This window comes from Brucella sp. LJL56, from assembly GCF_054871705.1.
Window position 1 is genome coordinate 198,999 of record NZ_JBTXLQ010000004.1, and the last position, 26,249, is coordinate 225,247.

A 26,249-nucleotide genomic window follows, 5' to 3' on the forward strand; every position below is an offset into this window, starting at 1 on the left:
CGGGCCGCGGTTATCGCGGCCCGGAATGACCTTTGCAAAATGCAATGGAAGACTGCCATGGCTGCAAAAGACGCTGCATCGGCGGCCGCAATGCCGCTTCTTGAAGCTCGTTCGATCACCAAATCTTTTCTGGGCGTGACTGCGCTCGACCATGTCGATTTCACGCTCAACCGTGGTGAAATTCACGCGCTGCTCGGCGAAAACGGCGCGGGCAAATCGACGCTCATCAAGATATTGACCGGCGCCTATCACGGCTTCGACGGGGCGATCCTGCTTGACGGCCAGCCGATTGCGCCCGCTTCCGTTGCGGAAGCGCAGACGCTCGGTATCGGCACGGTCTATCAGGAGGTCAACCTTCTCGAAAATTTGACAGTTGCAGAAAACCTGTTTCTGGGACGCCAGCCGAAACGTTTCGGACTGGTCGACCGTAGCCGTATGGAAAAGGATGCGGCAGGTCTCCTTTCCCGCTATGGCCTCGCCATCGATGTCGGCGCGCCCCTGTCCGCCTATTCAGTCGCCGTCCGCCAGATTATCGCGATTGCGCGTGCTGTCGACCTGTCGGGCAAGGTACTCGTTCTTGACGAACCAACCGCCAGCCTTGATGCGCGCGAAGTCGAAATGCTGTTCGGGGTGTTGCGTCAATTGAAGGCCGAAGGCCTCGGCATTGTCGTCATCACGCATTTTCTGGATCAGGTCTACGCGATTGCCGATTGCGCCACCGTGCTACGCAACGGTCGTCTGGTTGGAAGCCGCAATCTATCGGAATTGCCGCGCACCGATCTCATTTCCATGATGCTCGGCCACCAGTTGCAGGAAACCGTGCGCCGCCAGCTCACCGAAGAAGTAAGCTGCGAGACGGTCGCGCCGATCCGCTTTGCGGACTTCGGCAGACAAGGCAGCGTCGCCCCGTTCGATCTCGCCATCAAGCCCGGAGAAGCCGTCGGCATTGCCGGGCTGCTTGGTTCAGGCCGCACGGAAACCGCACTTTTGATGTTCGGCGTCGATCAGACCGACAGCGGGACACTGACCGTCGACGGAAAGGAAATCAGGCTCCCCTCGCCCGTCGCGGCAATTGGCGAGCGTTTCGCCTTCTGCCCGGAGGAACGCAAGACCGATGGCATCATCGGTGATTTCTCGATGGCAGAAAACATTGCGCTCGCCGTTCAGGCGAAGCGCGGCTGGTCCAGACCGATATCGTCGCGTGAGAAGACGGCGCTCGCGCAGCGCTACATCAAGGCGCTCGATATTCGCCCGCCCGACCCCGACAAGCCGATCAAGTTCCTGTCCGGCGGCAATCAGCAGAAGGCCATTCTGGCCCGCTGGCTCGCCACCGATCCTCGCCTGCTGATCCTCGACGAGCCGACGCGCGGTATCGACATCGGCGCTCATGCTGAAATCCTCAAGCTCATCGGAGAACTTTGCGCCGATGGCATGTCGCTGGTCATCATCTCATCTGAATTCGAGGAGCTTGCCGCCGTTGCCAATCGCGTCGTCGTCCTGTCCGACCGCCGCCATGTGGCGGAACTGAAAGGTGAGGAAATCACCGCCGACAACATCGTCCGGGCAATCGCAGAGACCGGAAGCGAAAAGGAAACTGCGGCATGATGAACCGCATCGGCAGAAAGCTGAAAAGACTGGCGCCGCAACTGGCAGCTCTGGCGCTGATCCTGACGGCAAATACAATCATCGCGCCCGGTTTTCTCGACATCTCGTTTCAGAACGGACGGCTCTACGGCAGCCTGATCGACATTCTGGTGCGTGCAGCGCCCGTCGCGATTCTGGCTGTCGGCATGACACTGGTGATCGCAACGCGTGGCATAGATCTGTCGGTCGGGGCAGTCATGGCAATCAGCGGCGCTTTTGCCGCGTCACTCATTGTTGCAGGCTATCCGCTTGCAATCGTCATTCCGGCAGCGCTTGGCGTGGGCCTTCTGTGTGGCTTGTGGAACGGCTTTCTGGTTGCCGTCTTCGATATCCAGCCGATCATTGCAACGCTCATTCTGATGGTAGCAGGGCGCGGCATCGCACAGCTTATCACCGAAGGCGCGATCCTCACCTTCAATAATGAATCCTTCGCCGCGCTTGGCTCCGGCTCCTTCCTCGGCATACCCGTCCCGGTTCTGATATGGATTCTGGCTGGTCTCGTCGTGGGCCTTGCTGTGCGGTCCAGTGCGCTTGGCTTCCTGATTGAAGCGACCGGCATCAATCGCCGCGCGGCGATGCTGGCAGGCGTCAAGGCGCGCTTTCTCCTGTTCAGCGTCTATGCGGTTTCAGGCGTCGGCGCTGCCCTTGCCGGGCTGATCGCGGCGGCGGATATTCGCGGCGCGGATGCCAACAATGCCGGTCTCTGGCTTGAACTCGATGCCATCCTGGCTGTCGTCATCGGCGGTACCTCCCTCAATGGCGGGCGTTTCTCGATCATGGCTTCGTTGCTCGGCGCGCTCATCATCCAGTCGATCAACACAGGCATCCTGATGGCGGGCTTTCCGCCGGAATTCAACCTTATCATCAAGGCGGTCATCATCGTGATCGTGCTTACCTTCCAGTCACCGGCAATTGTCCAGCTCATCACCTTCCTGCGCTCGGAGCGCAAAGGCAATGGAGCCAGCACAATCGGCCAAAGCCAGCAGGGAGCACGGCAATGAGAGCTCTTCGCAATCTGCCCTTCCTGACCACAGTCGCGATCTTCCTGCTCGCCTATGCGCTCTGCGTCATCCAGTTTCCGAACATGCTGTCGACACGGGTCATCGGCAATCTTCTGACGGACAATGCCTTTCTCGGCATTGCCGCAGTCGGCATGACCTTTGTGATTATCTCCGGCGGCATCGACCTTTCGGTCGGCTCCGTCATCGCCTTTACAAGTGTCTTCGTTGCCGTGCTGGTCGGACAGCTTGGGGTGCATCCGCTTGTGGCCTTCGCGCTCGTTCTGGTGATTGCTGCATTGTTCGGGGCGTGGATGGGCATGATGATCCATTTCCTCGGCATCCCGCCTTTCGTGGCAACACTTGCCGGCATGTTTCTGGCACGCGGCGCAGCATTCCTCATCTCGACGCAATCCGTGCCCATCGCGCATCCATTTCTTGATACGTTGCAGGGGCTTTATTTCCGCCTGCCGGGTGGCGGCAGGCTGACATTCATCGCCATGCTCATGCTCGCAGTCTTCATCGCCGGCGGTGTTATTGCCCATCGCACGCGCTTCGGCGCCAATATCTATGCGCTGGGTGGAAACCAACAGTCGGCGGAACTGATGGGCGTTCCGATTGCTCGCACGACAATCGGCATCTATACGATGTCGGGCATCCTTTCCGGCCTCGCCGGGATCGTCTATACGCTTTACACCTCGTCCGGCTATTCGCTGGCAACGGTGGGGGTGGAACTGGACGCCATCGCTTCGGTGGTGATCGGCGGAACCTTGCTGACGGGCGGTGCAGGCCTTGTGGCCGGAACATTCGTCGGCATTCTCATTCAGGGGCTGATCCAGACATACATTGTTTTCGACGGCACGCTGTCTTCCTGGTGGACGAAAATAGCAATCGGTATATTGCTGTTCCTGTTCATTGCTCTGCAACGAGGACTTGCGTGGTTCTCTGATCTAAAACTGGCCAGGCAACGCATGAAGGAGGCCTGAATTGGGATTGCTGGAAACGGCCATAACCGGACGCAAACGCCATAACAGCCACGCTGTCGTGGTGGGTGAACTGGGCCGCGGCATCGTCGCGGGAACCATTCCTGCAGGGTCCATCCTTCCGGGCGATCATGAACTGTCGTTGCGCTTCGGCGTCTCCCGCACAGTTTTGCGAGAGGCGATGAAAACACTTGCCGCCAAGCGCCTGATCGAACCCAAGGCCAAGGTCGGCACGCGTGTTCTGGGCCATGCAAGCTGGAACTTCTTCGATCCCGATGTGCTGACATGGCGCTTTGAAGCAGGTTTCGATGAGGTCTTTGTGGACCATCTGGCCGAAATGCGCATGGCACTGGAACCGGCAGCAGCGGCCGCGGCCGCAGAGCGCGCTTCCAGCGACGAGATTGTCGAGCTTTACGCGCTCGCTGCCAAGTTCGACGATCCAAGTCACACGCCGGAATCCATCGCCAAGGTCGATCTTGAATTCCATCTTGCCATTGCCCGCATGTCCGGTAACCCGTTCATGCGTTCGGTCAGCGGATTGATCGAGGCCGCACTTGCAGTCTCATTTCAGCTCTCCTCACCAGCGGCTTCGCGCGAGGGTATTACCGAATGCGCGGCCAATCACCTGCGTATTGCGCATGCCATTGCATCGCGTGATCCGCAAAAGGCGCGTCTGGCGATGGAAAACGTCATTAAGGTCGGCGTCGAGCGTATACGGGACGTGATCTGAACGTCAGGACACGTTCAGGTCAAACTGCGGCTCTCCACGCAGCGTATTGCTGACCGTACAGATTTCCTCGGCCATTTCGGCAAGGCGATGTTTTTCATCATCCGTCAGATCGCCATCGAAATGGAAGGTGATGTTGAACCGTTCGATACGTGACGGACCTTCGTGGGCTTTGTCGCCCTTCACTTCCACCCGAAGATTGGTCAGTTTTTCCTTCAGTTCGAGCTTGCCTGCGGCAATACGTGCGCTCAACGCCATGCAGGCGGCGACCGACGAATAGATGAGGTCGAGCGGGTTGAACCCTGCCTGACTGACACTGGTGACGATTTCAACCACACCGCCTGTCGGCGTGGTGATGACGGGGAGCTTTCCATGCAACATCTCGGCGACGGCGCCCGTCTCGCGGGTTCTGACTTTCAGTTCGCTCATTCCTGAATTCTCCTGTAGTCTATATGCCGTGCCAGCCAGCAGCCGACGGTCATGCCTGTTATCCCGCCTTTGGCATCGCGATGGAAAACAAGCTTCCACTCGCCGGGCGATGGCGCATCCATCGAACGCTGCACCGGCAGCAACCACACATCCGGGCCCGCCTCATAGAGCGGATACATATCGCTTTTGCCGAGAAAGCCCTCAAAGGTGCCATAGAACGCACCGCCCTGATTGACGATCAGAAGATCGGCTTCCAGTTCGTCACTGCGATAACGCCCCGCAATATCCGGCTTCCCTGCACCTTTCAGGCGCCGCATTGTCAGGCTCAGATTTTCATCTTCGCGCGCCAGATGGATCGTATCACCATCGCGACGGATCGTGGTCATCGAAGAACGTGCTTCGTTCTCGGCCACGACGTCCATGATTTCCGGACCGGTGCCGAAACGTGCTTTCATGCATCCACATCCCGCATCTTCGAGGCCCAGCACAAGACCTGTTTCGTGATCGAGCCATGAGCCGAACCATCCAGCATCGGCTTCGACCCGCACCGTTTCCGATACGGAAACCCCAAGCGCAATATTCATCAGCTTGAAGGCAACATCAGATGCGCCACCTTCAAAATTGAACATGGCGATTGTCGAAAGACGCTCATCGGCGCAATGCCAGCGCTGGCAGCGCCAGCCGCGCAAAGCACCGCCATGGCCGGTCAGCCGCTTGCCGCCTGTTTCCTCAAATTTGAGACCGAGACCGTAAGGCGCTGACGCACCATCGCGGAATGTCTGCGGCCCGCTCAGGCGACGATAGATTCCGTTTTCGTCGTCGCGGGTTGCGTCGATGAACTGTTCCCAGGCAATCATGTCGTCCAGCGACGCGCAGATGCCCGCATCACCCATCCAGTGGAGGCGGTTGACGGCAGGCAGGAAGCCGCGCACCGTATCGCCCTCATAGCCGGTGCATTCGTCGAACAGCGCGGTATCGGGGATAAGCTCTGCCGTCTTCATGCCCGCAGGCTGGAAAACACGCTCCGACAGCAGTTCGACCAGCGACCGGCCCGTATGCTGCTCGATCAGATCAGCCAGAATGCGGAAATTGCCATTACAGTAGGAATAATGCGTTCCCGGTGCAAAATGCGTGGTCTTCAGGCGGCGCAGCAGGCTTTGCGCCTGTTCGGGCAGAAAAACGCCTTCCGGATCGGCCCCGCACAGAACCGTCAGCGCCCAGTAGTCACGCAAGCCCGACTGGTTGTTGCATAGATCGCGCACGCTGGGGCGCTTTTCCGCAAATTTGTCGAGATAGGCGGCAAGGGCATCGTCAAGTACTTCCGGCTCGCCGACACTGTCGAGCAGAACGGCGCAGGTGAACTGCTTGCTGACCGAGCAGATCGGCATGCGCGTTTCGGGCGTCATCGCCTTGCGCGCAGCAAGATCGGCAAAGCCCCATGCATGGCGCAGCACAACCTTGCTGTCCTTCAGCACCGCGACCGCACCGCCCGGCCCCTTGTAATTCTGCGGAATGGTATGAACGAAGGCTTCAAGCGCGGAAAGATCGAATTTTGACATGATGCTCAGGCGACTCAGATGAAAATCAACAGCCGCCACGAGGCATCATTTTGTCCGTTCGATCAAGGCCATGGCCGCATGCGGATTATGCGCCTTATAGCCGCTGATGACATAGAGATAGACATCGCGGGCAATATGATCGGCAACAGGCGGAGTGACGGTCTTCAATCCTTCGGGAATTTCTCCAACGGCTATCGCCTGCGCGCGCGCTGCCCACTGGTCGAGATCGCTTTCGCTATAGCCAAGCGGTTCGCTTTCCTTGGTTCCCATGATGCGAAGATAGGCGAAAGGTGCAGTCATATCGGCGAATTGCGGAAAGTCACTGTCGCCCGCAATCACCACGGCCACCCCATATTCACGCAGCAAGGCGATGAACTCCGGTGAATTGAAACTGTCGTGGCGTACTTCCACTGCATGGCGCACATCACGCCCGTCCACACGCTTCGGCAGAAGCTTCAAAAAGGCCTCGAAATCCACGGGGTCGAACTTCTTCGTTCCCATGAACTGCCAGTTGACCACACCGAGCTTGTCCTTCAGTTCCATCATGCCGCCGGTCATGAACCGTTCAATGCTCTCGCCCGCCTCCGCCAGCACACGGCGGTTGGTGGAAAAACGCGGCGCCTTCAGTGAAAACACAAAACCTTCCGGCGTTTCATCATGCCATTTAGCAAAGGTCGCAGGCTTCTGAGGCCCGTAATAAGTGCTGTTGATCTCAATGGATGTGAGCTTGCTGGAGGCATATTCAAGCTGGCGCTTCTTCGACAGTTTTTCAGGATAAAAACTCTTGTCCCACGGTTCATAGGCCCATCCGCCAATACCGATGCGGATCTTGCCCGTGTTTTCCTTGGCCATCGCCGTTCCTCCATACCGGTGCATCATGAGTTCATACAGTTTAGTCATAATGTTTAATCTGTATTCGCACCGCTGGCTATGTTCATATCAGCGTGTTTGACTGGGAGGAGAAGCAAGCGGCTGAACCTGAAAACTTTGCCGCAAAACTAAACAGGCCCGGTGCACCTGTCGGCCATTTGGGTGCGTCTGACCATGAATTCCCGTTCCCCTAAACACATAGGTTGTCAGAAATTTACGGCAATCTTTTTTGAAAAGAGGCGGAGAAACCGTCCTTGCAAGGCGAGCCGAACGGCAAGCCAGACATGGTGAGATTGAGGAAATGCATCACATGACGAGCAAACCCAATGCCCGTACCGGAGGTCAGATTTTGGTGGATGCGCTGCGCATCCATGGCACTGACCGGGTATTCTGTGTCCCCGGCGAGAGCTATCTCGCCGCGCTTGACGCCTTTCATGATTCCAGCGACGCGATTGATCTGATCGTCTGCCGGCAGGAAGGCGGCGCGGCCTACATGGCGGAAGCCTATGGCAAGTTGACCGGCAAGCCGGGCATCTGCTTCGTCACGCGCGGGCCGGGCGCAACCAATGCCTCGGTCGGCGTCCACACGGCCTTTCAGGACTCGACGCCGATGCTGCTCTTCATCGGACAGGTCGCCAGCGATCAGGTCGAACGCGAGGCGTTTCAGGAAATCGATTATCGCCGCATGTTCGGCCAGATGGCCAAATGGGTCGTGCAGATCGACGATGCCGCGCGCATACCGGAACTTGTGAGCCAAGCCTTTCACCGCGCCGTCAACGGACGCCCCGGCCCGGTCGTGATCGCACTGCCGGAAGACATGCTGACATCTTTTGCCGCCGTCAGCGACGCACCTGCCTATAAGCAGGTTCAGATGCATCCAGGCGCTGACCAGCTCCAAGACATGCAGGCGCTGCTCGCGAAGGCCGAGCGGCCTCTGGTCATCGTCGGCGGTGGCGGCTGGGATGCTAGCGCCGTCAGCGATCTGCAGAAATTTGCCAAGAACATGCATCTGCCGGTCGCCGCATCCTTCCGTTGCCAGGATATGTTCGACAACACCCATCCGCTTTATGCCGGTGAAATGGGAACCTCGATCAGCCCCAAGCTGGCGCAGCGCGTGCGCGATGCCGATCTTCTGATCGTGATCGGCGCGCGCCTTGGCGAAATGACGACACAGGGCTACGAACTGGTATCCATTCCGGTGCCGCAGCAGAAGCTCGTCCATATCCATCCTGGCGCAGAGGAGCTCGGCCGCGTCTATCATGCTGACGTTCCGGTCAATGCCTCCATGCCTGCCTTCTGTGCGGCGGCGGCAAAGCTCGCGCCGGTTGCCGATCCGCGCTGGAAGACATGGACCGACAGCGCCAATGCCGATTACCGCGACAACATCAAATCACCCACCATCCCCGGCGATGTGCAGATGGGTGAAGTGATGGAATGGCTGCGCGCGCATCTGCCAGCCGATGCCATCATCACCAATGGTGCAGGCAACTATTCCGCCTGGCCGCATCGCTTCTACCAATACCGCACCTATCGCAGCCAGTTGGCGCCGACCAATGGCTCCATGGGCTATGGCGTACCGGCTGCGGTCGCAGCCAAGCTCACCGCGCCGGAACGCACGGTGGTGGCTTTTGCAGGCGATGGCTGCTTCCTCATGAACGGGCAGGAGCTGGCGACAGCAGCACAATATGGGGCCAATGCCATCTTCATCGTCGTCAATAACGGCATGTATGGCACGATCCGCATGCATCAGGAACGCACCTATCCGGGCCGCGTTTCCGGCACCGGCCTTGCGAACCCCGATTTTGCAGCGCTTGCCCGCGCCTATGGCCTGCATGGCGAAGTGGTGGAAAAGACGGCTGATTTTGCCCCTGCCTTCGAGGCTTGCGAAAAGTCCGGCAAGCCGGGACTGATCGAAATCCGCATCGATCCGGAAGCACTTTCACCGAAAATGAGCCTCAGCCAGATGCGCGAACAGGGCCTCGCCAAACAACGATAAGCCGGCCCCGATAAAAACACGCTTCCCTCTCGGCCAAGAGGGAAGCGTGTTAATAAACTTTCAATGACCACTGCTTCATCGAACTCGCGATCAAGCCTGCGCTTCTCCGCAAACCTGCCGATTATCAAGTGCTTCAACCATCAGTTCCACGGCTGACGAGATCGGCGCGACGATCGGAACATCGAAGCTTCCCTGCAATTGTTCCGCAGCCTCACCTAGCGGTCCGCCGCCGATAATGACCGCTTCCGCTCCATCCATGATGCAAAGCTGCACTGCCGCTTCCAGCTCCATGCGCAAACGCTCACCATCACCTGCCAGTTTTTCCGGATCGCCCGGCGTGCAACGAATACCCGTATAAAGATGCGACAGGCCGAGGCTTTCCGCCCGTGCCGCTATCGCATCGGCAAGATCCGGCGTTACTGTCGCAATGCCGAAACGTCGTCCGTTCCGCGTTGCCTCGACCATCGAGGCTTCGCATATGCCGAGAACCGGCACGGCCAGGCTCTCCTGCAGATGCACGACACCGGGATCGCCATAAGCGCTGACGATGACCCCGATGCAGTTCGAATCCTGCCCCCTGCCGATTTCGATGACCTGTGCCGCAGAAGCATGAAGCTGCTCGTCATTGACGATCATCGAGGGGCTGCGCGTGGCGGTGGCTGCTTCAATCCGAAGCCGTCCATCCGCCCTGCGTCTGGCAATATCGAGCATCATCCCGCTCGTTGCCTCCGAGCTGTTTGGATTGATCAGCAGGACATAAGGGGATGATGCAGTCATGTTCAGGCCTGTTCTTTAGCAGTTTTAGTGAAATCGACTGTCGGCTCCTCGGCTTCCACCGGTTGCGTCAGGTCTTCCATGGACCGGCCATAGGTTTCCGGTCCAAGCTGGATGCAGAATGCGAAGATCGCGTACATCGATGCAGCAAGACCGAAGACACCGATCATGCCGTAAGTATCGAACAATGCGCCCGCAATTGTCGGCACGAAGGACCCGGCTGCCGAACCGCTCGCGAGGATAAGCGCCACACCGAAGCCACGGATACGGGTCGGATAGAGTTCCGGCGCGTAAATCCAGATCGACGTGTTCAGCAACAGGACGAAGAACTGGAACAAGGCTCCAAAGAACAGCACAAGATAGATATTCGTGCCGAGATAAATGATCGAAAGCGCTGCAGCACAGGCACAAACTGCACCCAGGGTGAGAACCTTCTTACGCGGGAAGTAGTAGCCAAAAGCCGATGCCGCAATGGCGCCGAGCACGCTGCCGCTCTGGATGATCATGCTGTAAAGAAGGCTGCCCGAAAGCGTATAACCCATCGAAACGAAGATCATCGGCATCAGCGTCAGGACAGAAAGCTGTGCGCCGTAGCTCATCAGGATCGCAATCGCCACCGGGACGGTGCGGCCGAGATAAGGAGCCTGAAACAGTTCCTTCCAATTGCCTTTGACCGGCTTGACGTCACTATCTTCCATCTTCGACAGATATTCGGTGACTTTCAGGTTCTTAGGTCTAAGCGTTCCTGACGCCAGAATGGAAAGCACCTTGTTTGCTTCATCGATCTTGCCTTGTGAGGCCAGAAAGCGCGGTGTTTCCGGTACGTAACGGCGGAAGAAAACGACAAGGAAAGCGGGGATAGCCAATACGGCGAAGAGCCAGCGCCAGTTGTCGTCGCCCGGAAAGAGCGTGAAGACCAGCAGGCCGAAAGCTGGTGCGAGGAAATTGCCAAAGCCGCCTGCACCAACATTGACGAGACCGGCAGCGGTTCCGCGGAACTTCGGCGAACAGAATTCGGCAAGCATCGTCACCGCGGTCGAAATTTCGCCGCCGACACCAAAACCGACAATGGCACGTGCGAAGCAGAGCCAGCCGAAGCTCGGGGCGAGTGCACAAAGTGCGGAACCGACGGTGAAGAGAAGTAGATTGATGGTCAGCATGACACGGCGACCGTACCGGTCGCCGAGAATGCCGGACAGGAGACGGCCTGCCGCCGCACTTGCGAAGGTGATGGTGTTGAGGAAACCGATATCGGCACCCGACAAACCCCATTGTTCGCGAAGGATCGGCCCCACAAGGCCAATCGTATTCTGCTCAAAACTGTCAAAGAGACAGCCGATCAGGATCAGCGCGAGAATCTGCTTGTGCGCAGTCGTCACACCGATGTTTCCCAAAGCATTTTCCATCTGCTTGATGGCCGGTGATGTCGCACCGGATTGTATCATTTGTTCCCCTGCCATAACGGTCCAACTCCCATGATATTAGCCGCATGAAATTATTTTTTCATAATCAAACATCAGAAAATCAATTTTTACAAGAACTTTTTTATCGTTTATTTTCAGATAGATAATCTGCACAATCCTTGAGCGAAAAAGATGCAAAATTAATCAAAAGCTGCTAATAGTTAGGCATTCTGAAAATCTGATTTCATCAGGCAGGCCATGAAACCCACCGAAAAGTCCTTTCTGACCCGTGTAAGAGACGTCATGGGCGAACTGCCGCCAGCCGAAAAAAGGCTTGGTGAATTCGTCTGTGATTTTCCGGGGGAACTGGCGAGCTATTCGGCGTCGGAACTGGCAGCACTCGCCCATGTTTCCAACGCGACTGTGACGCGCTTCGTGCAGCGTCTCGGCTACGACACTTATGAAGAATCGCGACGTCACGCTCGCGAAGAAAAACAGACCGGATCACGCCTATTTCTGTCGAGCGCCACCGACACGGAGAGCGGGCAGTCCCTGTCCTCGCATGTCGGTCAGGGCATTGCCAATCTGGAAAAGACCTTCCTTTCCATACGCGAAACGCAGATCGATGCCGTTGTGGAAGCGATGCTTGCTGCACGCAAGACATGGGTGTTCGGCTTTCGCAGCAGCCAGCCTTTTGCGGCCTATCTGCAATGGCAGATGATACAGGTGATGGACAATATCGTTGCGGTTCCCGGACCGGGCCAGACACTTGGCGAATATATTGCCAGCATCGGCCCCGATGATCTGGTCATCGTCTTCGCGCTTCGCCGCCGTATCGCGAAGATGGACGACATTCTTGCCGCCATCGAAAAGCGTGGCGCGAAACTTCTCTACATCACCGATGAAGGCGCGCCGTTCCGGGCTTCCGCACAATGGCATTTTCATTGCCAGACACTGGCGCCCGGCCCGTTGTTCAATCACGTCGCGGTCATGGCGCTCTGCCATTTATTGACCACGCGGGCGATTGAAAAAGCAGGCGCTTCCGGACGAAAGCGCCTGCGCGATATTGAAGTCTTCGGCGATCTGCTCGAAGAGCTGTAAACCTGTTATTTTACGGGCGGCGCGTACATGAGCCCGCCCTTGTTCCACAATGCGTTGATGCCACGGTCAATCTTGAGCAGGCTGCCCTTGCCGATGGTGCGTTCGAACATTTCACCATAATTGCCGATCTTGGAGACGATATTGTAGGCCCATTTCGGCTCAAGGCCGAGCTGCTGGCCGCTGTCGCCTTCGGTTCCAAGGAATCGGCGCACGTCCGGCTTCTTGGAATTGAGGTCCGCTTCAGCAGAGGCTTGCGTAATGCCCAGTTCCTCTGCCTCAAGCATTGCAAACAGGGTCCAGCGAACGATGTTGAACCATTTGTCGTCACCCTGCCGGACGGCGGGTCCAAGCGGCTCCTTGGAAATCACTTCCGGCAGAACGGTGAAAGCATCGGGTTCGGCAAGCTTGAGACGCTGCGCGTAAAGTGCTGACGCATCGGTCGTATAAACGTCACAGCGACCGGTTTCGAACGCCTTCAGAATACCGTCAGCGGAATCGATGACCACCGGCTCGTATTTGATGTTGTTGGCGCTGAAATAATCGGCAACGTTCTGTTCAGTGGTCGTCCCCTGTTCGGTACAGACCGACGCGCCATCGAGCTTCAGGGCGCTATCGACGCCCAGATCCTTACGGATCATGAAGCCCTGTCCGTCATAATAGGCCGTGCCGACAAAATGGACACCCATGCCCGCATCGCGTGAAAGCGTCCAGGTCGTCTGGCGCGAAAGCAGGTCGACCGCGCCGGACTGCAATGCGGTAAAGCGCTCCTTGGTCGAAAGCGGAATAAAGCTCACCTTGTCAGGATCGCCGAAAACTGCCGCCGAAACAGCACGACAGAAATCGATGTCGAAGCCGGTCCATTTGCCCTGGTCATCCGGCGACGAAAAGCCCGCGACGCCCTGGCTGACGCCGCAATTGATCTTGCCGCGTTCCTTGACCGTCGAAAGCGTATCCGCCTGCGCCCCGCTTTGAGCGGACAGGGCAAAGCCCACCGCCAGCAACGAACCCAAAACTATCTTTTTCATTGTTCCTCCTCCCAGAGTTTCGGCAAAAGCCGATCCATTGCCCGGCGACATGCCGCCGGGCTTGTTGTTTGTTCAGTTATCCGACTACGAACTACTTCAGAGCAGCCGCGAAGCTATCCTCCAGAACGCTTAAGAGATGATCGGCATTGGCGCGTGTGAAGATCATCGGCGGACGCATTTTCAGCACATTGTCGAATGGACCTTCGGTCCCCATCAAAATGCCGCGTTCGCGCGCGCCATCATTGATTTTCTTGGCCAGCGCCGTCGCCGGTTCCTTGGTCTTGCGATCCGTGACCAGCTCGATACCGAGAAACAGCCCCTGCCCGCGCACATCGCCGATGATATCGAAGCGCTTCTGCATCGAACGGAAACCGTCGACGAGATAATTGCCGATGTCGAGCGCGTTGCGGCGCAGATCGTTGCGTTCGATCACATCCAGCACCGCCAGCCCTGCAGCGCAGGAAACCGGATTGCCGCCGAATGTGTTGAAATATTCCATGCCATTGTTGAAACTGTTGGCAATCTCGCGGGTCGTCACCACTGCCGACATCGGATGGCCGTTGCCGATTGGTTTGCCCATGGTGACGATATCCGGCACCACATCCTGCATTTCGAATGCCCACCAGTGGCTGCCGACACGGCCGAAACCGACCTGAACTTCGTCAGCGATGCAAACACCGCCAGCCGCCCGCACCATCGCGTAGACTTCCTGCAGATAGAATTCCGGCAGGAAAACCTGTCCGGCAACGCTCGGGATCGACTCGGCAATGAAATAAGCCGGGCCGCGTCCAAGGCTTTTGATGGCCTCGATCTGTTCTGCAATGCTGTCAGCAAAGCGCTTGCCATGTTCCGCCAGCGGCCAGTTTTCCGGCGCGCGATAGCTGTCGGGGATGGTGGCCTCGAACACATGGTCCGGACGTCCCTTGCCGCCCTTGCGCTTGTATTTATAGGGGCTGAGATCGATCAGCTCCTGCGTCGTGCCATGATAGGCCCAGTCGAGCACCAGCGCATCGCGCTGACCTGAATGTGCGCGCGCCATGCGCAGCGCCAGACTGTTCGCTTCACTGCCCGAGCAGGCAAAAGAGGCCACCGCCAAGCCTTCCGGCAAGGTCGCCGTCAGGCGCTCGGCATAGGAAACGATATTATCATGCAGATAGCGCGTATTGGTGTTGAGGATCGCAGCCTGTCTGGCGATCGCTTCCACCACTTCCGGGTGCGCATGACCGAGATGGCAGACATTGTTGAAGCAATCGAGATAGGCACGGCCCCGATTGTCGATCAGCCATGCCCCTTCGCCGCGCACGAACTTGATCGGCTCGGAATAGGAGATGGAGAGGTTCGGCAGCAAAATGTCCTTGCGGGCGCTGACGATTTCGGCGCGCGTGCGTCCTGTCTGGTGGAAGGCTTCCGCCGGAATATCGGCAAGGACTGCGGCATCTGGGAAAATATCGGCCCAGACATCGAGATAAGCATTCTCGCCGACGCCCAGAATTTCCGCTGCCGTGAGGCCGGTATCGGTCGAAATCTGGAAATGGAGATGTGGCGTCCAGCCGCCATTCTCGTGCATGTCGCCCATAGGGCCGACGAGATCACCGGCGGCGAGCTTTTGCCCCGGCTTGAGGCGGGACACAGCTTCGTGCGCCATATGGCCCCAGAGCGTGATGAAGGGCGGACAGCCTTCCGGCTGATGCTCCAGTGCGATCAACCCGCCATAGCCAAGCGGCGCGGTCTCGATCTCGACGCTTTTCACAGTGGCTGCAAGCGGCGTGTAGACGGGCGTGCCTGCAGGCATGAACAGGTCGAGGCCCAGATGATGGACACGCCGCTCGCCTTCGACAAAGCGCGAACGGAACGCCTCATCGGTATAGACCGTACGCTTTTCGCCCCATGGCCCAATGCCGAGCTGCACATGGTTGCGGGCGCAGAAATCGTCCCACCAGGCGGTGGCTTCCTTCGGGCGCTGCCCGGCGGAATCGACCGTCATCACATGGGCCGGATCGCCATAGGGCACCAGCGCCTTGGTCATCGTCGCCGGATGCGGGTGAACGATCGGGGCGAAGTTCTTTCGGTTGGCACTCATCCAGTGGCGGACCGCACCGGCACCGTCGACAGCATCGAAACCGCAGGCCTTGCGCAAAATGGCGGTGGCAAAGCGCGGGTTCATGGCATCGAGCTTGTGCAGAAGCCGCCATGCAGGCGCTTCGCTGATCGCAAGATAAGGATTATCGTCGGTCTTTTCGCGACGCGAGGCCGACAGCGTGACGCTTGTGACGAGACGCATCGCAATCAGATCGAATATGAGATCGATTTCCTGCGGCAGAAGCGGATATTTCGCATGGAACCCGGCAGCAAGGGCTGCGGCTGCACCAATCGGGTCGTCCATGTCCAGAACGGAATAGGCAGCGGCAACCGCCACTTCGGCGACCAGAACGGTGTGAACCGCATCGCCGAAATCGATCAGCCCGGCGATACGCTCATTGTCCTGCGGGTCGACCAGCACATTCCAGTCATTGGCGTCGCTGTGGATCACCTGCGCGCGCTGCAGCGGCAGTTTCGGCGCCACATCACGCTCGAAACGAACAAGGAAGCGCTCGACGACGGCGCGATCTTCCGGCTTGTCGATGAAATGCAGGCGGTCACGGGCCCGGCCCGCATGGCGCACGTCCCAATCGAAATCACGCAAGGCGCCCGGATGGATAAAGCCCTGCAAGGCGCGGTCCAGTTGCCCCAGCGCGCTACCCAGATTGTGCATCAGCGCTTTGGTGCGCTTAACCTCGGCCAGCGGCGTGCCGGGAAGCCAGCTTGCCACCCGCAACGCATGCGGCTTGCCCGCTTCCTTTTCGGCAGAAGCCAGAACCTCACCCGACAGGCTCGCCTTCAGGCGCGGCACGGCGAGCGCCGGATCGGCCTTGGCCAGATGCTGCAGAAGCGCGGTCTGGAACTCGCTTTCCACGCGCGGCTCGCTGGCATTGACGACCTTCAGAATCCAGTCCCCTGATCCATTGCCCGTCTTCAGCCGGAAATTGCGGTCGCGCTCGCTGTCGAGCGGCGAGGCACTTGCCGTCACACCGAAATGAAGCTGAGCCAGCACTTCAGCCTCTTGGGGAGAAAAATCGGGAGCGGGATGCGAAAGATCGGTCATGGGAGGCGCTTCACGGGTTGAATATGAATGGGAGATCACAGGATCAGCTTGGCATGTCCGCGATTTTCAGGCATCAGACAAGACGTCGGTCAGACCGGCACTTTGCCGGAATGAGCCGGCACATTTACGGCAACACGAAAGAACCGACCATGCGGGAACTGGATGCGAAAGATCGCGAGATACTGGCCATTCTCTCCAAGGAAGCACGCATTCCGCTGAAAACGCTGGCGGGCCGTATCGGTCTTTCGCGCAGCGCAACCGGAGAGCGCGTCGCCAATCTTGAAAAGAACGGTGTCATACGCGGCTACAGGGCCGACATAGGCCAAATCGACAAGAATGTCATTCGTGCCATGATTCTGGTCAGTCTCAAACGCACCCCGGCGCTCGGTCTTCTCGATGAACTGGCGCGTCATGCCGAAGTGCGCCGGGTCTCCTCGGTGAGCGGCCAGCTCGATTTGATTGTCGAGGTGGAAGTTCCCTCCATAGACCGGCTCAACAGCTTGCGCGATCTCATCGCTACTCATGAAACTGCAGAGGATCTCACTACGGCAATTGTGCTTCGCCGTGATATCGAGCGTGAAACCGTTTGAAATCAGGCTCCACAACTTTAGTTTGGACTATTACAATTTAAGGTAGACATTCTACCGCAAGTCGAACATAACGCCCCTGGGTTGAAAAGGAGGGGACATGAAGACGCTTAATCTATTCATTATCGGGTTCGGCTTTACCGCGCTCGTCATCACATGCATTTTTGCCATTGGCGGCGGTACGATCTAGAGCGGTTTCAGTTAAGACGGAATCGTAGAACCGCTCTATCTCTTTGTGTTTACGCATTATCTTACGCAAAACCGCTTCGCACTTTTGCTGGAAATGCTTTGACCGGCAACGAACGACAATCTCACTATAATTCATGCCCGCAGCAGGGGTTCCCCAAGGAATATTGCTGCAGATTCGCGCACAGCGCGGATCATGAAATCGCTCAGCACCCGGATTCGCGGTGCAGCCACCACATCGATGTGACAACTCATCCAGTATTCACGCACCAGATGCATCTCGCGCGGCAGAACCGGAACCAGTTCCGAATGCCGGCTGGCAATGAAATAAGGCAGAACACATAGGCCATATCCGATCTGCGTCGCGATAAGCTGCGCATGGATGCTGGAGCTTTGATAGGTGCAGCGCTGCCCCGGCAGGATTTCGCGCATGTAATCGAGGCCCGGCGTGAAAACCATGTCGTCGATATATCCAATGAAGGGATGCCGGGCCATATCCTCGCGCGTCCTGATCGGCGGATGCCGCTCCAGATAATCGCGATGTCCATAGATGAAAAGACGATAAGGCGTCAGCTTCTCGCTGTGATAAGGACCAGTGCGCGGCATATGCAAGGTGATCGACAGTTCCGCCTCACGGCGTGATAGCGACATGATCTGCTGGATCGTCACCACCTCCACGAACAGGCTCGGATAGGATTGCGCCAGCACCGGCAGACGGTCGGCAAGAAAGAAATTGCCGAAACCTTCCAGTGTCGAAAGGCGCACGACGCCCGACAGTGCCGCCAAATTGCCGGTGGCTTCGGTGTGGAACTTCATCGCCTCACGTTCCATGACTTCGGCAGACGTCACCAGCCGTTCGCCGATCGGCGTCAGCAGATAGCCGCGCGGATTGCGCTCGAAAAGCTTGGTCGCAAGCGCCTGTTCCAACCGGTCGATCCGACGCAGAACAGTGACGTGGCTGGTGCGCAATTGCCGTGCCGCCGTGGAGAGCTGGCCGGTGCGGGCAACCGCCAGAAAATATTGCAGATCGTCCCATGTGAACTGCCGCATCCACCCCTCCCAAACAATTGCAGCAGCTTATGCTGCTCTATCTGTACGTTTTTGAACAGACACTGTTCAAAAATTGTTGTTCGTGTACGCATTTGTCAATGCTACCGTTCTAATTCAACGCCCGAGCGGAGGAACAAATCGGGCGGAAGCAGAGGGTGGCTTGTCGTGAGGAAGACGGCCCCGCCCCATCTGAAAAAACTGCTTCATAAGGAGGATTCCGTACGGCTTTCCGTTGCGGTTTATGGTGTTATTGGGAGGAGCACTTCATGAAATGTCTCGCACTTGCAACGGCAGCGCTTTTCGCCGCCACGGCTATCTCGTCGGCGGCGGAAATTTCCGACGGTAAGGTCAAGATCGGCATTCTGAACGATCAATCCGGCGTCTATGCCGACTTCGGCGGCAAATGGTCGTTCGAAGCTGCCAAGATGGCAGCCGAAGATTTCGGCGGCAAAGTGCTCGATGCGCCGATTGAAATCATTACGGCAGACCACCAGAACAAGCCGGACGTCGCCTCGAACATTGCGCGCCAGTGGTACGACACCGAACAGGTCGATTCCATCATGGAACTGACGACCTCGTCAGTCGGCCTCGCCGTGCAGGCCCTGTCGAAAGACAAGAAAAAGATCACCATCAACACCGGCGCCGCCACGTCGGAACTGACCGGCAAGCAGTGCACGCCTTATGGCTTCCACTGGGCCTATGACACTCATGCGCTTGCAGTCGGCACCGGCGGCTCGCTCGTGCAGCAGGGCGGCGATACCTGGTTCTTCCTCACCGCCGACTATGCCTTCGGCTATTCGCTGGAAGAGCAGACGACCAAATTCGTCGAATCCAAGGGCGGCAAGGTGCTTGGTTCCGTGCGTCACCCGCTGGCAACCACCGATTACTCGTCCTTCCTGCTGCAAGCACAGGCTTCCGGCGCGAAGGTGGTCGGCCTCGCCAACGCAGGTCTCGACACGTCCAACGCAATCAAGCAGGCGGCTGAATTCGGCATCGTTGCCGGTGGACAACGTCTTGCAGCATTGCTCTTCACCTTGTCGGAAGTACACGGTCTCGGCCTTGAAGCCGCTCAAGGTTTGACGCTGACGGAAGGCTTCTACTGGGATCGCGACGATGAATCGCGTGAATTCGGCAAGCGTTTCTTCGAGCGTACCGGCCGTATGCCAAACATGATCCAGGCAGGCACCTATTCCGCCGTCACCCAATATTTGAAGGCGATCAAGGAAGCAGGCACGGACGAAACCGAAACCGTCGCCAAGAAGCTTCATGAAATGCCGGTCGAAGATGTCTTTGCTCGTCACGGCAAGGTCGGCCCCAACGGACGCATGATCTATGATATGTATCTGATGGAAGTGAAGAAGCCGGATGAAAGCAAAGCGCCTTGGGATTACTATAAGGTGCTGGACACCATTCCCGGCGATCAGGCCTACATGAAGCCGGAAGAAAGCGGCTGCCCGCTGGTAACGCAGTAAGAGGCTGGTTGAATGAACGCAGCAACTGGCAATATGGCGGCCCTGCATGAAGCAGGGCCGGACGGTGGAGGCTCATCCGGCAGGACCGTTCTGTCGGCGCGCGGACTGGGCAAGTCTTTTGGCGGCTTTCACGCGGTCAAGAATGTCGATCTTGACGTGGAACACGCGCGCGTTCACGCGCTGATCGGCCCGAATGGTGCAGGCAAAACCACGGTTTTCAACCTCCTGACCAAATTCTTGCAGCCTTCGAGCGGTGAGATCACACTTCTTGGCGAAACCATTACCAAAACCGATCCGGCCAAAGTGGCCCGCATGGGGCTGGTGCGCTCATTCCAGATTTCGGCCACCTTTCCGCATCTGACGGTGCTGGAGAATGTGAAGGTCGCGCTGCAGCGCCCCAACGGGCTTGCCACGCAGTTCTGGCGCTCATTGTCAGCACTCGACCGGCTCGATGCACAGGCGACCGAGCTTCTGGAACGGGTCGGCCTTGCCGATGCCCGTTATGCGCTGGCCGCCGATCTGTCCTATGGCCGCAAGCGCGCGCTCGAGATTGCCACCACGCTGGCGCTTGACCCCAAAGTGCTGCTGCTCGACGAGCCGATGGCCGGCATGGGCCATGAAGACGTCCACACCATTGCCGCCCTCATTGCCGATGTGGCGAAGGATCGCGCGGTGCTGATGGTCGAGCACAATCTCAAGGTGGTGGCCGATATCGCTCACCATGTCACGGTGTTGCAACGCGGCGAGATTCTCGCCTCCGGCAGCTATGCCGACGTCTCGAAGGACGAGCGCGTGCGCACCGCCTATATGGGAACCGAACATGAATAAAGGCCAACCGCTCCTGTCCGTGCGCGGGCTGAATGCCTGGTATGGCGAAAGCCACGCCCTGCATGGCGTCGACCTCGATATCTGGCCCGGCGAAACAATCACGCTTCTGGGCCGCAACGGCGTCGGCAAGACGACAACGCTGCGCGCCATCATGGGCATCATCCGCAAACGCACCGGCTCCATCACACTGGACGGCAAGGACATCATGCGCGTGCCTTTGCATCGCATCGCCCATGCTGGTCTCGGTTTCGTGCCGGAAGAACGCGGCATCTTCGCCACCTTGAGCGTGCACGAAAACCTGCTTTTGCCACCAGTTGTCGCCAAGGGCAGTCAGGGCATCATGTCTCTGGATGAGATCTACGAACTCTTTCCCAATCTGCATGAGCGCCGCAACAGCCCCGGCACAAAGCTTTCGGGCGGCGAACAACAGATGCTGGCAATTGCGCGCATCCTGCGCACCGGGGTCAAGGTGCTGCTGCTCGACGAGCCGACAGAAGGTCTTGCGCCCGTCATCGTGCAACGCATCGGCGATGTGCTGGTGGAGCTGAAGAAGCGCGGCATGACCGTACTTCTGGTCGAACAAAACTTCCGCTTCGCGGCCAAGGTCGCCGACCGCTTCTACCTCATGGACCATGGCGTGGTGACGGAAAACTTCCCGACCGCCGAACTGCCCGCCCGCATGGCGGCGCTCACGCACGCGCTGGGGGTATGACACGATGACAATGATTTTTGGAATACCTTTACAGGCACTTCTCGGGCAGTTGCTGGTCGGGCTCATCAACGGCTCGTTCTACGCTATGCTGAGCCTCGGCCTTGCAATCATCTTCGGGCTTCTGCGCATCATCAATTTCGCCCATGGCGCGCAATATATGCTGGGCGCTTTTGTCGGCTATCTGCTGTTGAGCTGGCTCGGCATCGGTTACTGGCCAGCGCTCATCCTGGCCCCGCTCATCGTCGGGCTGGGTGGCGCGATCGTCGAGCGCGTGGCCCTGTCGCGGCTCTACAATCTCGATCCGCTTTACGGCCTGCTCTTCACCTTCGGCCTTGCGCTGGTGATCGAAGGCACGTTCCGCTATTATTATGGCGCTGCCGGTCAGCCCTATGCGGTGCCGCCTTCGCTTGCGGGCGGGCATAATCTCGGCTTCATGTTCCTGCCGAACTATCGCGCCTGGGTGGTTGTTGCCTCGCTTTTCGTCTGCCTCGGCACCTGGCTTCTGGTCGAAAAGACCAAACTGGGCGCCTATCTGCGTGCCGCGACTGAAAACCCCACCTTGGTCAAAGCCTTCGGCATCAATGTGCCGCTGCTCCTCACCTTCACCTATGCGCTGGGTGCCGCTCTTGCCGGTGTTGCAGGCATCATGGCAGCCCCTATCTATCAGGTCAGTCCACTGATGGGCTCAAACATCATCATCGTGGTCTTTGCCGTGGTGGTTGTCGGCGGCATGGGCTCGATCCTTGGCGCCATCATCACCGGCTATGTGCTGGGGCTGGCGGAAGGTCTCACCAAGGTCTTCTATCCAGAAGCCTCCAGCATCGTCATCTTCGTCATCATGGCTATCGTCCTTCTGGTTCGACCCGCCGGACTGTTCGGGAAGGAGGCCTGATATGGCTGATACCGCTCTCAAGGCCACTTCCAAGGCAACTGCGGCCCCGCGCGACAGCAAGGCACCTGCCGTCAACAGCCTCTCGATCATCGTCCTCGGCATCGCGCTGGTCGGACTGCTGGCTGCACCCTTCATGGTCTACCCCATCTTCCTGATGAAGATGCTGTGCTTTGCGCTGTTCGCCTCCGCCTTCAACCTTCTGCTGGGTTATACCGGCATTCTCTCCTTCGGCCATGCGGCCTTCTTTGGCGGTGCTGCCTATATCACAGCCCATACGGTGAAGGTCTGGGGCGTCACGCCGGAACTGGGGCTGGTACTCGGCGTTCTCGCCGCAGCAGCGCTTGGCCTCGTCATCGGTTATCTCGCCATTCGCCGTCAGGGCATCTATTCGACGATGATTACGCTGGCGCTGGCGCAGATGTTCTTCTTCTTTTGCCTGCAGGCTTCCTTCACTCATGGCGAAGACGGATTGCAGGGTGTGCCGCGCGGGTTTCTCTTCGGCATCATCGATCTCAACCAGCCGATGAACATGTATTATTTCGTGCTGGCCGTGTTCGTGCTGGGGGTCTTTATCATCTGGCGTATCATCAATTCGCCCTTCGGCATGATCCTGAAGTCAGTGCGCGAGAATGAAAACCGCGCGATCTCGCTCGGTTACTCCGTCAACCGCTACAAGCTTGCAGCCTTCGTCATGTCGGCAGGGCTTGCAGGCCTCGCGGGCGGCTTGAAGGCGCTTGTCTTCCAGTTTGCAACGCTGACCGATGTCGGCTGGCAGATGTCCGGCGAAGTGATCCTGATGACGCTTCTCGGCGGCATCGGAACGCTTATCGGTCCCATCGTCGGTGCGGCCTTCGTCGTCGCGCTGCAGAACTATCTCGCAACATCCGACTTCCCGGTCACGATCGTGACGGGCGTCATCTTCATGGCATGCGTCCTCCTCTTCCGTAAGGGAATCGTGGGCGAGTTCTATGCATCGCGGATCGGAAAGAAACTCTTCGGATAATACCCAAGCCTGCGGGAGGCAAAAATCCCGTTAACTGACTGGATATGACATTATGACCGACACCTACGACTACATCGTGGTTGGCGCGGGCACGGCAGGTTGCGCGCTTGCAAACCGGCTTTCCGCAGACCAGAACCGCTCCGTATTGCTGCTGGAGGCAGGCGGAAAGGACAATTACGCCTGGATTCACATCCCGGTCGGCTATCTCTATTGCATCGGCAATCCGCGCACCGACTGGTGTTTCACCACGGAAGCCGAACCGGGACTGAACGGTCGTTCGCTCGGCTATCCGCGCGGTAAGGTGCTTGGCGGCTGCTCCTCCATCAATGGCATGATCTATATGCGCGGTCAGGCCCGCGACTACGATCTGTGGCGTCAGGCCGGATGCGACGGCTGGGGCTGGGACGATGTCCTGCCGCTCTTCAAGAAGTCGGAAGATTATTTTGCGGGTGCCAGCGATGTGCATGGCGCGGGCGGTGAATGGCGCGTCGAAAACGCCCGCCTGCACTGGGATATTCTGGATGCCTTCCGCGATGCAGCGGTCTCTGCGGGCATCCCCGCCACCGACGATTTCAATGGCGGCGACAATGAAGGCGTGTCCTATTTCAAGGTCAACCAGAAGCGTGGCATTCGCTGGAATACCGCCAAGGCGTTTTTGCGCCCGGCACTGGATCGCAAGAATCTGACGGTCGAAACCGGCGCGCATGTGCGCCGCATCGAAATCGAGGAGCTGCGCGCCACCGGCGTCACCTTCGACCAGAACGGCACCACCCGCACAGTGAAGGCAAAGCGCGAGGTCATTCTGGCCGCCGGTGCTGTCGGATCGCCGCAAATCCTCGAATTGTCGGGCGTCGGGCGCGGCGACGTGCTGCAGCAGGCGGGCATCCCTGTGAAGCTGGAGCGCAGGCAGCTCGGCGAAAACCTTCAGGATCACCTGCAATTGCGCTGCGCATACAAGGTCACGGGCATTCCGACGCTCAACGAGAAGGCCAACAAGCTTGTCGGCAAAGCGATGATCGGGCTGGAATATCTGCTGCGGCAATCCGGTCCCATGTCGATGGCGCCAAGCCAGCTCGGCGTCTTCACCCGTTCCGATCCGTCCTACGAGACTGCCAACCTGCAATATCACGTGCAGCCGCTGAGTCTGGAAAAGTTCGGCGAAAACGTCCACCCCTTCCCTGCCTTCACGGCAAGCGTGTGCAATCTGCGCCCCGACAGCCGCGGTTCGATCCACGTCAAGTCGCCGGATCATCGCGCCCAACCGGCAATCAGGCCGAACTATCTCGCCACCGAGAGCGACCGTCGCGTTGCCGCCGACGCCATCCGCATCACGCGCCATATCGTGGCACAGGCACCGTTGCAGAAGTTCCGCCCGGAAGAGTTCAAGCCCGGCCCTGCTTACGAAACGCAGGAACAGTTGGAAAAGGCCGCCGGCGATATCGGCACGACGATTTTCCATCCGGTCGGCACCTGCCGCATGGGGCAGGACGCGGAAGCAATCGTCGATCCCCGCCTGCGCTTCAACGGCATTGCGGGCTTGCGCGTCGCCGACGCCTCGGTCATGCCGACCATCACTTCCGGCAACACCAACTCACCGACTCTCATGATCGCCGAGAAGGCCGCACAGATGATTATTGCTGACAACCGCTAGAACAAGATTTCCGAGCGCCCGGTCAGCGGAAATGGCAATCCGCTCACCGTCTCGTGAACGCAATTTCGGCATCATCGCTTCGGCAAATTCTGAAATAATTTTCCTTGTTTATTGCCCGACAAAAGGGAATTATCGGCAACAAGGTGGGCAGGGGGAGAAAGATCATCTCAAAAGATCGTTTTCCAGGACCGGCTCTCCAAAGTCTTTAAACAAGGAAAACAAAATGTCGTCAGTCCTTTCCCGCTACACGCTGACCCGTCGCGCCGGTCTGAAAGCCCTTCTCTTCACCGCAGCCGCACTGACCGTCGGCTTCGCTGCCGCACCGAGCCACGCAGAAGACAAGACCATCAAGGTTGGCATCATGGGCGGCGAAGACGAAGACGTCTGGAAAGTCGTTGCCGAAGAAGGCAAGAAACACGGCCTCAACATCGAGCGCGTGACCTTCAATGATTACAACCAGCCGAATGAAGCTCTGGAACGCAAGGAAATCGACGCCAATGCCTTCCAGCACAAGCCTTACCTTGATGAACAGATCAAGCAGCACGGCTACAAGATCAGCGTTGCCGGTTACACCGCCGTATGGCCGATCGGCATCTATTCGCGCAAGGTGAAAAGCCTTGAAGAACTGAAGGAAGGCGCGGTTGTTGGCGTGCCGAACGACCCGACCAATGAAGGCCGCGCGCTGCGTGTTCTGGAAGCCCATGGCCTCATCAAGCTGAAGCCGGATGCAGGCATTCTGGCAACCCCGATCGATATTGTCGAAAACCCCAAGAAGCTGGAGATCAAGGAACTCGACGCCGGTGTTGTCGGCCGTTCCATCGATGACCTTGATGCAGCCATCGTGAACAACGACTGGGCTGCGAAAGCTGGTCTGAAGAAGGAAGAAGCGATCGGCTGGGAATCCAAGGAAAACAACCCATACAACAACTTCATCGCGGTCCGCACCGAAGATGAAAACGCCGAATGGGTGAAAAACCTCGTGGCTTCGTTCCAGAACGACGCCGTGAAGGCCGAAATCGACCGTGCCTACAAGGGCACCGGCATCCCGGCCTGGAAATAATTGCCTTTGATGCTTGAAAGACCGCGCCGGAACCATTTCCGGCGCGGCTTTTATTGACGTACCGACAAAAATTGCCCTAAAGCATCGCCACAGCGAAAGCTGATGGCTTGAGCCAGGCATCATCCTTCCTTGAAGCCTTATCGAATACAACAAGCCG

At 58.2% G+C, this 26,249-nt stretch carries 22 protein-coding genes; 14 read left to right on the forward strand and 8 right to left on the reverse strand.

The features are described 5' to 3' along the window. The first annotated feature begins 57 nt into the window (after positions 1 to 57). From ACYSN1_RS15280 to ACYSN1_RS15295, 4 genes are read left to right on the forward strand one after another with little or no spacing between them, the layout of a single operon-like run. Positions 58 to 1,605, forward strand: a complete 1,548-nt coding sequence (locus tag ACYSN1_RS15280) for a sugar ABC transporter ATP-binding protein (RefSeq protein ID WP_461726460.1) — start codon at positions 58 to 60, stop codon at positions 1,603 to 1,605. After that, positions 1,602 to 2,645, forward strand: a complete 1,044-nt coding sequence (locus ACYSN1_RS15285; protein ID WP_461726461.1) for an ABC transporter permease — start codon at positions 1,602 to 1,604, stop codon at positions 2,643 to 2,645. The genes ACYSN1_RS15280 and ACYSN1_RS15285 overlap by 4 nt, the downstream gene beginning before the upstream one ends. Further along, complete coding sequence (gene yjfF, locus ACYSN1_RS15290) at positions 2,642 to 3,628, forward strand: galactofuranose ABC transporter, permease protein YjfF (RefSeq protein ID WP_461726462.1); 987 nt, start codon at positions 2,642 to 2,644, stop codon at positions 3,626 to 3,628. The genes ACYSN1_RS15285 and yjfF overlap by 4 nt, the downstream gene beginning before the upstream one ends. A gap of 1 nt (position 3,629) precedes the next feature. Then, positions 3,630 to 4,355, forward strand: a complete 726-nt coding sequence (locus tag ACYSN1_RS15295) for a FadR/GntR family transcriptional regulator (RefSeq protein WP_461726463.1) — start codon at positions 3,630 to 3,632, stop codon at positions 4,353 to 4,355. A 3-nt stretch (positions 4,356 to 4,358) separates the two neighbouring features. Here the strand turns inward: ACYSN1_RS15295 and ACYSN1_RS15300 are convergent, their stop codons facing one another. The 3 genes from ACYSN1_RS15300 to ACYSN1_RS15310 are packed head-to-tail and all read right to left on the reverse strand — an operon-like array spanning position 4,359 to position 7,192. Next, on the reverse strand, positions 4,359 to 4,781 hold the full coding sequence (locus ACYSN1_RS15300; RefSeq protein ID WP_461726464.1) for an OsmC family protein: 423 nt from the start codon (positions 4,779 to 4,781) through the stop codon (positions 4,359 to 4,361). Continuing rightward, positions 4,778 to 6,340 (reverse strand): D-aminopeptidase, encoded by a 1,563-nt coding sequence (locus tag ACYSN1_RS15305; protein ID WP_461726465.1) that lies wholly within the window; start codon positions 6,338 to 6,340, stop codon positions 4,778 to 4,780. The genes ACYSN1_RS15300 and ACYSN1_RS15305 overlap by 4 nt, the downstream gene beginning before the upstream one ends. Before the next feature lie 45 nt (positions 6,341 to 6,385). Then, the gene (locus tag ACYSN1_RS15310; protein WP_461726466.1) at positions 6,386 to 7,192 is read right to left on the reverse strand and encodes a DUF72 domain-containing protein; all 807 of its coding nucleotides are present in this window, start codon (positions 7,190 to 7,192) and stop codon (positions 6,386 to 6,388) included. 328 nt (positions 7,193 to 7,520) lie between these two features. On the opposite strand from ACYSN1_RS15310, the gene ACYSN1_RS15315 reads away from it, so the two are divergent. Then, positions 7,521 to 9,206, forward strand: coding sequence for a thiamine pyrophosphate-binding protein (locus ACYSN1_RS15315; RefSeq protein ID WP_461726467.1), 1,686 nt, complete (start codon positions 7,521 to 7,523; stop codon positions 9,204 to 9,206). 90 nt (positions 9,207 to 9,296) lie between these two features. Here ACYSN1_RS15315 and ACYSN1_RS15320 read toward each other — a convergent pair whose 3' ends face one another. Continuing rightward, the gene (locus ACYSN1_RS15320; protein WP_461726468.1) at positions 9,297 to 9,983 is read right to left on the reverse strand and encodes an aspartate/glutamate racemase family protein; all 687 of its coding nucleotides are present in this window, start codon (positions 9,981 to 9,983) and stop codon (positions 9,297 to 9,299) included. 2 nt (positions 9,984 to 9,985) lie between these two features. Beyond that, positions 9,986 to 11,440 (reverse strand): MFS transporter, encoded by a 1,455-nt coding sequence (locus tag ACYSN1_RS15325; protein WP_461726469.1) that lies wholly within the window; start codon positions 11,438 to 11,440, stop codon positions 9,986 to 9,988. Positions 11,441 to 11,641: 201 nt separating this feature from the next. On the opposite strand from ACYSN1_RS15325, the gene ACYSN1_RS15330 reads away from it, so the two are divergent. Then, entirely contained in the window at positions 11,642 to 12,484 is an 843-nt protein-coding gene (locus tag ACYSN1_RS15330) for a MurR/RpiR family transcriptional regulator (RefSeq protein ID WP_461726470.1), read from the forward strand. 5 nt (positions 12,485 to 12,489) lie between these two features. Here the strand turns inward: ACYSN1_RS15330 and ACYSN1_RS15335 are convergent, their stop codons facing one another. Both ACYSN1_RS15335 and ACYSN1_RS15340 read right to left on the reverse strand, forming a co-directional pair. Beyond that, positions 12,490 to 13,509 carry an amino acid ABC transporter substrate-binding protein gene (locus tag ACYSN1_RS15335; protein WP_461726471.1) on the reverse strand — a complete coding sequence of 340 codons (1,020 nt, stop codon included), beginning with the start codon at positions 13,507 to 13,509 and terminating at the stop codon, positions 12,490 to 12,492. A gap of 91 nt (positions 13,510 to 13,600) precedes the next feature. Further along, a complete protein-coding gene (locus ACYSN1_RS15340) occupies positions 13,601 to 16,651 on the reverse strand; it encodes an aminotransferase class III-fold pyridoxal phosphate-dependent enzyme (RefSeq protein ID WP_461726472.1) in 3,051 nt (1,016 codons plus the stop codon). A 149-nt stretch (positions 16,652 to 16,800) separates the two neighbouring features. Between ACYSN1_RS15340 and ACYSN1_RS15345 the strand changes: the two genes are divergently transcribed. Then, on the forward strand, positions 16,801 to 17,241 hold the full coding sequence (locus tag ACYSN1_RS15345; RefSeq protein WP_461726578.1) for an Lrp/AsnC family transcriptional regulator: 441 nt from the start codon (positions 16,801 to 16,803) through the stop codon (positions 17,239 to 17,241). A gap of 318 nt (positions 17,242 to 17,559) precedes the next feature. Here the strand turns inward: ACYSN1_RS15345 and ACYSN1_RS15350 are convergent, their stop codons facing one another. Beyond that, on the reverse strand, positions 17,560 to 18,474 hold the full coding sequence (locus ACYSN1_RS15350; protein ID WP_461726473.1) for a LysR family transcriptional regulator: 915 nt from the start codon (positions 18,472 to 18,474) through the stop codon (positions 17,560 to 17,562). Positions 18,475 to 18,740: 266 nt separating this feature from the next. Between ACYSN1_RS15350 and ACYSN1_RS15355 the strand changes: the two genes are divergently transcribed. From ACYSN1_RS15355 to ACYSN1_RS15385, 7 genes are all read left to right on the forward strand, one after another. Next, a complete protein-coding gene (locus ACYSN1_RS15355; protein WP_461726474.1) occupies positions 18,741 to 19,946 on the forward strand; it encodes an ABC transporter substrate-binding protein in 1,206 nt (401 codons plus the stop codon). A 12-nt stretch (positions 19,947 to 19,958) separates the two neighbouring features. Next, positions 19,959 to 20,774 carry an ABC transporter ATP-binding protein gene (locus ACYSN1_RS15360; RefSeq protein ID WP_461726475.1) on the forward strand — a complete coding sequence of 272 codons (816 nt, stop codon included), beginning with the start codon at positions 19,959 to 19,961 and terminating at the stop codon, positions 20,772 to 20,774. Beyond that, on the forward strand, positions 20,767 to 21,486 hold the full coding sequence (locus ACYSN1_RS15365; protein ID WP_461726476.1) for an ABC transporter ATP-binding protein: 720 nt from the start codon (positions 20,767 to 20,769) through the stop codon (positions 21,484 to 21,486). Before ACYSN1_RS15360 ends, ACYSN1_RS15365 begins: the two co-directional genes overlap by 8 nt. Positions 21,487 to 21,490: 4 nt before the next feature. Further along, positions 21,491 to 22,378: a branched-chain amino acid ABC transporter permease gene (locus tag ACYSN1_RS15370; RefSeq protein ID WP_461726477.1), complete on the forward strand. Its 888-nt coding sequence runs from the start codon at positions 21,491 to 21,493 to the stop codon at positions 22,376 to 22,378. 1 nt (position 22,379) lies between these two features. Then, on the forward strand, positions 22,380 to 23,381 hold the full coding sequence (locus ACYSN1_RS15375; protein ID WP_461726478.1) for a branched-chain amino acid ABC transporter permease: 1,002 nt from the start codon (positions 22,380 to 22,382) through the stop codon (positions 23,379 to 23,381). A gap of 52 nt (positions 23,382 to 23,433) precedes the next feature. Then, positions 23,434 to 25,032 (forward strand): GMC family oxidoreductase, encoded by a 1,599-nt coding sequence (locus ACYSN1_RS15380; RefSeq protein ID WP_461726479.1) that lies wholly within the window; start codon positions 23,434 to 23,436, stop codon positions 25,030 to 25,032. Between the two features lie 223 nt (positions 25,033 to 25,255). After that, positions 25,256 to 26,092, forward strand: a complete 837-nt coding sequence (locus tag ACYSN1_RS15385; protein WP_461726480.1) for a MetQ/NlpA family ABC transporter substrate-binding protein — start codon at positions 25,256 to 25,258, stop codon at positions 26,090 to 26,092. The last annotated feature ends 157 nt before the right edge of the window (positions 26,093 to 26,249 follow it).